Source organism: Paraburkholderia sp. SIMBA_030 (assembly GCF_046535245.1).
Lineage (GTDB): Bacteria > Pseudomonadota > Gammaproteobacteria > Burkholderiales > Burkholderiaceae > Paraburkholderia.
This window is the reverse complement of the sequence record NZ_JAWRXB010000179.1, coordinates 1-343: the sequence shown is the minus strand read 5'-3', so window position 1 is coordinate 343 and position 343 is coordinate 1. Positions and strand designations below refer to the sequence as shown.

Annotated in this window: 1 protein-coding gene; it reads right to left on the bottom strand. The window is 51.6% G+C overall.

All coding sequences use genetic code 11. The features are described 5' to 3' along the window. Window positions 1-343: SulP family inorganic anion transporter (locus SB772_RS39570; RefSeq protein ID WP_410838462.1), on the bottom strand; the 343-nt coding region annotated here is incomplete at both ends.

Sequence of the window (343 nt, the reverse complement as noted above, 5' to 3'; positions counted from 1 at the left end):
ATCTAAGCGATCGCGCTGCCATGCAGATTTCAACGTCGCAATATCTATCAGGCCAATGATAGAGGCCATAATGGTTGCGCCCAGTAGTGCATAGGGTAGTGGAGCAAGCGCATTGCTAAAGGCTATGAGCGCGGCAATCATTACCAGTACGGTTACGAGACTAGCAAGTGGAGTCTTCGCGCCTGAATCGGCATTGATAGCCGTACGCGAAAAACCTCCTGCAACTGCAAAACTTTGGAACAGTCCACCAGACAGGTTGGCCAGCCCAAGTCCAGTCAGCTCACGATTGGCATCAAAGCTCTCACCACGCAAGCGAGCATAAGTACTGGCAACTGAACTGCTC